Origin of the sequence: Cupriavidus sp. HPC(L), from assembly GCF_000307735.3 — a bacterium.
Classification (GTDB): domain Bacteria; phylum Pseudomonadota; class Gammaproteobacteria; order Burkholderiales; family Burkholderiaceae; genus Cupriavidus.
On sequence record NZ_AMPR02000194.1, the window covers coordinates 1 to 5743 of the forward strand.

The 5743-nt window shown below is 68.8% G+C and carries 7 protein-coding genes; 1 reads left to right on the plus strand and 6 read right to left on the minus strand.

The annotated features are described in order from the left end of the window. Nucleotides 1-86: 86 nt before the first annotated feature. Both B551_RS12530 and B551_RS12535 read right to left on the minus strand, forming a co-directional pair. On the minus strand, nucleotides 87-1286 hold the full coding sequence (locus B551_RS12530) for a substrate-binding domain-containing protein (RefSeq protein ID WP_006577457.1): 1200 nt from the start codon (nucleotides 1284-1286) through the stop codon (nucleotides 87-89). Nucleotides 1287-1367: 81 nt separating this feature from the next. After that, nucleotides 1368-1970, minus strand: a complete 603-nt coding sequence (locus tag B551_RS12535; protein WP_006577456.1) for a TetR/AcrR family transcriptional regulator — start codon at nucleotides 1968-1970, stop codon at nucleotides 1368-1370. A 268-nt stretch (nucleotides 1971-2238) separates the two neighbouring features. On the opposite strand from B551_RS12535, the gene B551_RS12540 reads away from it, so the two are divergent. Next, nucleotides 2239-3222 (plus strand): alpha/beta fold hydrolase, encoded by a 984-nt coding sequence (locus tag B551_RS12540; protein WP_253281348.1) that lies wholly within the window; start codon nucleotides 2239-2241, stop codon nucleotides 3220-3222. Between the two features lie 6 nt (nucleotides 3223-3228). Here the strand turns inward: B551_RS12540 and crcB are convergent, their stop codons facing one another. The 4 genes from crcB to glp are packed head-to-tail and all read right to left on the minus strand — an operon-like array spanning nucleotide 3229 to nucleotide 5668. Then, nucleotides 3229-3609 carry a fluoride efflux transporter CrcB gene (gene crcB / locus B551_RS12545; protein ID WP_006579782.1) on the minus strand — a complete coding sequence of 127 codons (381 nt, stop codon included), beginning with the start codon at nucleotides 3607-3609 and terminating at the stop codon, nucleotides 3229-3231. Continuing rightward, complete coding sequence (moaE, locus tag B551_RS12550; protein ID WP_006579783.1) at nucleotides 3606-4118, minus strand: molybdopterin synthase catalytic subunit MoaE; 513 nt, start codon at nucleotides 4116-4118, stop codon at nucleotides 3606-3608. The genes crcB and moaE overlap by 4 nt, the downstream gene beginning before the upstream one ends. A 1-nt stretch (nucleotide 4119) precedes the next feature. After that, nucleotides 4120-4377 (minus strand): molybdopterin converting factor subunit 1, encoded by a 258-nt coding sequence (gene moaD, locus B551_RS12555; RefSeq protein ID WP_006579784.1) that lies wholly within the window; start codon nucleotides 4375-4377, stop codon nucleotides 4120-4122. Between the two features lie 43 nt (nucleotides 4378-4420). Further along, nucleotides 4421-5668, minus strand: coding sequence for a gephyrin-like molybdotransferase Glp (glp, locus tag B551_RS12560; protein WP_023264208.1), 1248 nt, complete (start codon nucleotides 5666-5668; stop codon nucleotides 4421-4423). Nucleotides 5669-5743 lie beyond the last annotated feature (75 nt).

Here is a 5743-nt window from a genome sequence, read left to right on the forward strand (position 1 = left end):
AAGGGTTGCAGCGTTGGCTTGCACCGGGCTCTCCACGGTTATTGCCGTCATTGGAGCTGTTGCCGTTTATCGGCGCTGATTCCTGCTCATTGCCGTTGATTGCGGATCGGCACCTGCATCTCCTCGGGCTTGATCTCGCGGACCAGCTCGGGGACGCCCCAGGCGAAGGCGGGGTCGACCTTGATCTTGAAGTGGTACATCGACTGCATCGCCTGATGGTCCTCCTTGCGGAACGTCATCCGTCCCTTCGGCGTATCGAACGACATGCCTTCCATCGCGGCGATCAGCTTCTCGGTGCCGGTGGCACCACCGGTCTTCTTCAGCGCCTCGACCAGCGCGATGCCAGAGGCCATGCCGCCGGCGGTAAAGAAGTCGGGCGGGGTCTTGTACTTGTTGTAGTGGTTGGCGACCAGCCACTGGTTGGCCGGATTCTTCGGGATGCCGAAGTAGTAGTAGGTCGCCCCTTCCATGCCCGGGAAGTTCTTGTAGCTGGCCATCGCCGGCAGGATGTTGCCGCCGGTGGCGATCTCGATGCCGTAGCGCTTCGGATCGAGATCGGCGATCTTGAACGGATTGCCGGCGCCGGCCCAGATGATGAAGATCACCTTGCGGCCGGGCTTGTCCTTCAGCGCATCGAACAGCCGCTGCGCGCCCGCGGTGAAGTCGGTGGTGTTGGTCGGCAGGTATTCCTCGTGCACGACCCTGGCTTGCTTCAGCGCGTCCTTGAACGCCTTGACGCCGTCGCGGCCGAACGCGTAGTCCTGCGCCAGCGTGGCGATCTGCACGCCGGGCTTGTCGAGCGCGACCGCGTTGGCGATCGCGTCCTGCGAGGAATTGCGGCCGGTGCGGAAGATGTAGCGGTTCCACTTGTCGCCGGTGATCGAATCGGCCACCGCCGGCTCGACCAGCAGCACCTTGCGGTATTCCTCTGCGACCGGCAGCATCGCCAGCGCCGTGCCGGACGAGGTCGGCCCCACCGCAATGTCGGCGCGGTCGTCGCTGTAGGCGGCGGCCAGTTGCGCCTTGGCGACGTCGGGCTTGCCCTGCGTGTCCTTCTCGATCACCACCAGCTTGCGGCCGTTGACCGTCATGGTGCCGCCGGTCGCGTATTCGAGTCCCATCATCAGCCCGATCTGGGTCTGCTTGGCATAGGCCTCGAGCGCCCCGGTCTTGTCGTAGACGTGGGCGATGCGGATGTCCTTGGCGGCGGCGGCGCCGGTCAGCAGCGTGGCGGCGAGCGCGACGGCAAGCGCCGCGGCGCGGCGGGCAATGCGGTGGGGTTCCATCGTTTGTCTCCTCGGTCCTTTTTGTTTTGTCGTGGCCTGGCGTACCGCTGATGTCCTGCTTATGTACGGCTCATCGGATCGTCATCGCGGTGCCAGCCCGTGCGTGATCAGATCGAACGCGGTGTCGACGACCTTCTCCATCGACGCCGGCCGTTTCCAGCGCGCGTAGCGCATGCCGAGGAAATTGCTGATGCCGATCAGGCACCAGGCGCGCACCTCGGCGTCGCCCGGAACGATCTCGCCGAGCTCCTGCGCGCGCGTCAGCCGGCGGCTGTAGAGCTCCGCGAAGACCTGGAAGTACTGGCTGTAGATCGTCTCGTCGACCGAATACGAGTCGAGCACGATCCGGTACAGGTTCTTGTGGCGCGAGACGAAGGACAGGAAGGCCTTCAGGCCCAGGCGCTCGGCCTCGATCTGCGTGGTGGCCGGCGCGACGTGCTTGCGCAGGTGCGCGCGCACCAGCTCCAGCATGTGCTGGACCAGCGCGCGAAACACGTCCTCCTTGTCCTTGAAGTACAGGTAGAAGGTGCCCATCGCCACCTGCGCCTCCTGCGTGATCTCGGAGATCGACGCGGCGTAGTAGCCCTTCTCGCCGAATACCTTCTCGGCGGCCCGCAGCAGCGCCTCGCGGGTCTTCTGGCCGCGCGCGGTTTTCGGGATCACACAGGCTTCGGTCGGTGGCATCGGCGCCTTCGTTCGAGCGGGACTACGGTTGGCAAGCGTGGGAAGCGACGGAAAGCATGGTGCCGGGCAGCATCGGGGCCATGTTCCGGAATCGCGCATCGGATCACCGCATCAAGCGATGAAACCTGATAAGTGATTCATGTTTCATGGTATAAAGCAGCGAATCGGAATGTCAATAGATGGCTGTCCCAAGGCGCCCCGGCCGGCATGGCGGCGGCGCCCGGCTTCGCCGCTCCCGGGACGCGCCACGCCGCCACGGAGACACCGTTTGGACGCCGCCGATCGCACCGCACAGCCAGGTCCCGCCGCGCCGCCTTCGATGGCGCCAGGTTCGGCCGCATCGTCCTCCACCGCGCCGCCCTCCACTGCCCATCGCTTCACCGAACACCCTGCCGACCACGACCTGCCCGGCTGGCGCGAAGCCGGCACCGGCCGGCCCTTGCTGCTGCTGCACGGCTGGTCGGTGCCCGGCCAGGCCTTCGCAGGACAGGCAGCACTGGCGCAACACGGATACCGCGTGATCGCGCCCGATCATGCGGGCCACGGGCTGTCGGCGCGGTCCCGCCCCGCGGCGGGCGGCACCATCGCCGGGCTGGCTGGCGGCGTGGCGCGGCTGATCGATGCGCTGGCATTGCGCGATGCCATCGTGGTGGGCTGGTCGATGGGGGCGATGGTCGCCTGGGAACTGGCGCGCGGCCGCCCCTCTGCGTGGCTGGCACCGCGCATCGCGGCGGTCGGCGCCATCGACATGACGCCCCGGCTGCTGACCGGGCCGGACTGGCCACATGGCCTGCACGGCGGCTACACCGCGACGCAGGCCGGCCAGATGGCGGCGCAGGTGCGGCGCCACTGGCACGGCATGGTGCCGCTGGTCGGCGCCGGGCTGTGGGCCGAAGGCGAAGAACCGTCACCGGGCCACGCGGCACGCGTGCGGGATTGGATGCTGGGCTGCGACGCCGGCGTGCTGGCCGAGCTGTGGCTCGACATGGCGCGGCAGGACTACCGGCCGATGCTGCGCGAGGCCACCGTGCCGCTGTTCTGCCTGTATGGGGAGCGAAGCCGGCTCTATCGGCCGCCGCTGGCGGCGGCCACGGCCGCGCTGCAGCCAGCGCTGCGGGTCGCGACGATCCCGGCCGCGGGCCACAGTCCGCATCTGGAGCAGCCGCGGGCCTTCAACACCGCGTTATTGCGGATGATCGCCGGGATGAATCAGGGACGAATCGGGGATGAATCGGGGACGATTAGGCGATGATGCGCGTCAGGCCAGCGCCCGATAGCTCCACAGCCCGACCAGTGTCAGCAGCAGCGAGCCGCCGAGGTGCAGCAGCACGTGCAGCGCCGCGGCGCCGTAGTTGCCCGCCAGCAGGTTGGCGGTCAGCTCGCTGGAGAACGTCGAGAAGGTGGTCAGTCCGCCGAGAAAGCCGGTGATCACCAGCAGCCGCCAGGCCGGTGACAGTGAGGCATGGGCGTCGAAGAAGCCGACCGCCACGCCGATCAGGAACCCGCCGAGCAGATTGGCCGCCAGCGTGCCGTACGGCAACGCCGGGTTGGCGGCATTCCACAGCAGCGAGAACAGCCAGCGCAGCCAGGCGCCGATCGCCGCGCCGACGCCGACCGCGACGAAGCCGAGCCCGCTCAAGCCGGGGCTCCGGACCGGCCTTCTGCCTCGTCGGCATCGCCACTGACATTGAGCGAACGCACGCCCCAGCGCGCCAGCGCGGCCTCGTCGGTGACGCGGGCATCGACCCAGCGCGCGCCGTCGGGCGTCGATTCCTTCTTCCAGAACGGCGCCTCGGACTTCAGATAGTCCATGATGAATTCGCAGGCGGCGAAGGCATTGCCGCGATGGGCCGACGCCACGGCGACCAGCACGATCTGGTCCTGCGGTTGCAACGGGCCGACGCGGTGGATGATGGTCACGCCGTCGAGCGCCCAGCGCTCGCGCGCCACCGCCTCGATCCGCTCCAACGCCTTCTCGGTCATGCCCGGATAGTGCTCGAGCTCCATCGCCTGCACCGGGCTGCCGTCGTTGACGTCCCGCACCGTGCCGATAAAGCTGGCGACCGCGCCGACGCCCGGACGTCCCGCGCGCAGCGCCGCCACCTCGGCGCCCAGGTCGAAATCCTCGCGCTGTACCCTGACGCTCATCTCAGCCTCCGGTCACCGGCGGGAAGAAGGCCACTTCGCTGCCGTCGGCCACCGCGGTATCGGCACGCGCAACGGCATGGTCGACCGCCATGCGCAACGCGCGGCCCTCGGCCAACGCCTCCTGCCAGACGCCGCCGCGATCGCGCAGCCACTGGCGCACCTGGCCCACGGTCGCGACCGTGTCCGGCAGCTCGACGCGCTCCTGGGCCACGCCCAGTTGCTCGCGTACGCTGGCGAAGAACCGCAATTCGATCTGCATCGCTACCCTCTTCTCTCTACGGCTTCGGCTGCCCTCGCCGGAGCTAGGCCACCAGGTTGGCAAACGGCAGGAACGACACCATGTCGCCGCGCCGGATCGGCTGGTTGGGCGGATTGTCGACCAGGCCGTCACCCCAGACCGTCGAGGTCAGCACGCCCGAACTCTGGTTGGGGAACAGGTCCAGCCCGCCGCCCTCGTTGATCTTCACCCGCAGGAATTCGTTGCGGCGATCGAACTTGGTCAGGTCGAAGTCGGCCCGCATCGGAATGCGCCGCGGCGCCACGTCGGTGACGCCCTGCATGCGCAGCAGGAACGGACGCACGAACAGCAGGAAGGTGACGAAGCTCGACACCGGGTTGCCCGGCAGGCCGAGGAAGGCCGCGCTGTCGGCGACGCTGGCTGCATCGCCTGTACCGGTCGTGCCGCCGGCACCGCCGCGCGACACATGGCCGAACGCCAGCGGCTTGCCCGGCTTGATCGCGATCTGCCACAGATCCAGCCGCCCTTCGGCCTGCACCGCCGGCTTGATATGGTCCTCCTCGCCGACCGATACGCCGCCCGAGGTCAGGATCAGGTCGTGGCCTTGCGCCGCGCGCCGCAGCGTGTCGCGCGTGGCGTCGAGCGTGTCGGGCACGATGCCGAAATCGGTGACTTCGCAGCCGAGGTTTTCCAGCAGGCCGCGCAGCGTGAAACGGTTGGAGTTGTAGATCGCGCCCGGCTTGAGCGGCTCGCCCGGCATCGCCAGTTCATCGCCGGTAAAGAACACCGCCACGCGCGGGCGCCGCACCACGTCGACCTGCGCCTGGCCGACCGAGGCGGCCAGCCCCAGCGCCTGCGGCGTCAGCCGTGAGCCGGTGGGCAGGATCACCGCGCCTGCCATGATGTCCTCACCGGCGCGGCGGATCCACTCGCCAGGACCCGGCGCGTGATTGACCACGACGAAGTCGCCATCGGCCTGGCACTGCTCCTGCATCACCACCGCATCCGCGCCGGGCGGAATCAGTCCGCCGGTGAAGATGCGCGCCGCGGTGCCCGCTTCCAGCGGCACGCCGACATGGCCGGCCGGAATGCGCTGCGCGACGCGCAGGCGGGTGCCCGGCATCGGCACGTCGGCGCAGCGCAGCGCGTAGCCGTCCATCGACGTGTTGTCGGCGGGCGGGACGTCGAGCGTGCTGGCGACCGGCTGGGCCAGCACGCGGCCATTGGCCTGCAGCGTATCGACGCGTTCGCTTTCGGTGATCGGCTGCGCGCCGGCCAGCAGCGCATCGAGCGCCTGCGCCAACGTCAGCATCGGGGGACGATTTTCCATGCGAGGTGCGTTGTCGTCGCGGCCCGCGCAGGCGGGAACGCAATGTCCGGACAGGCC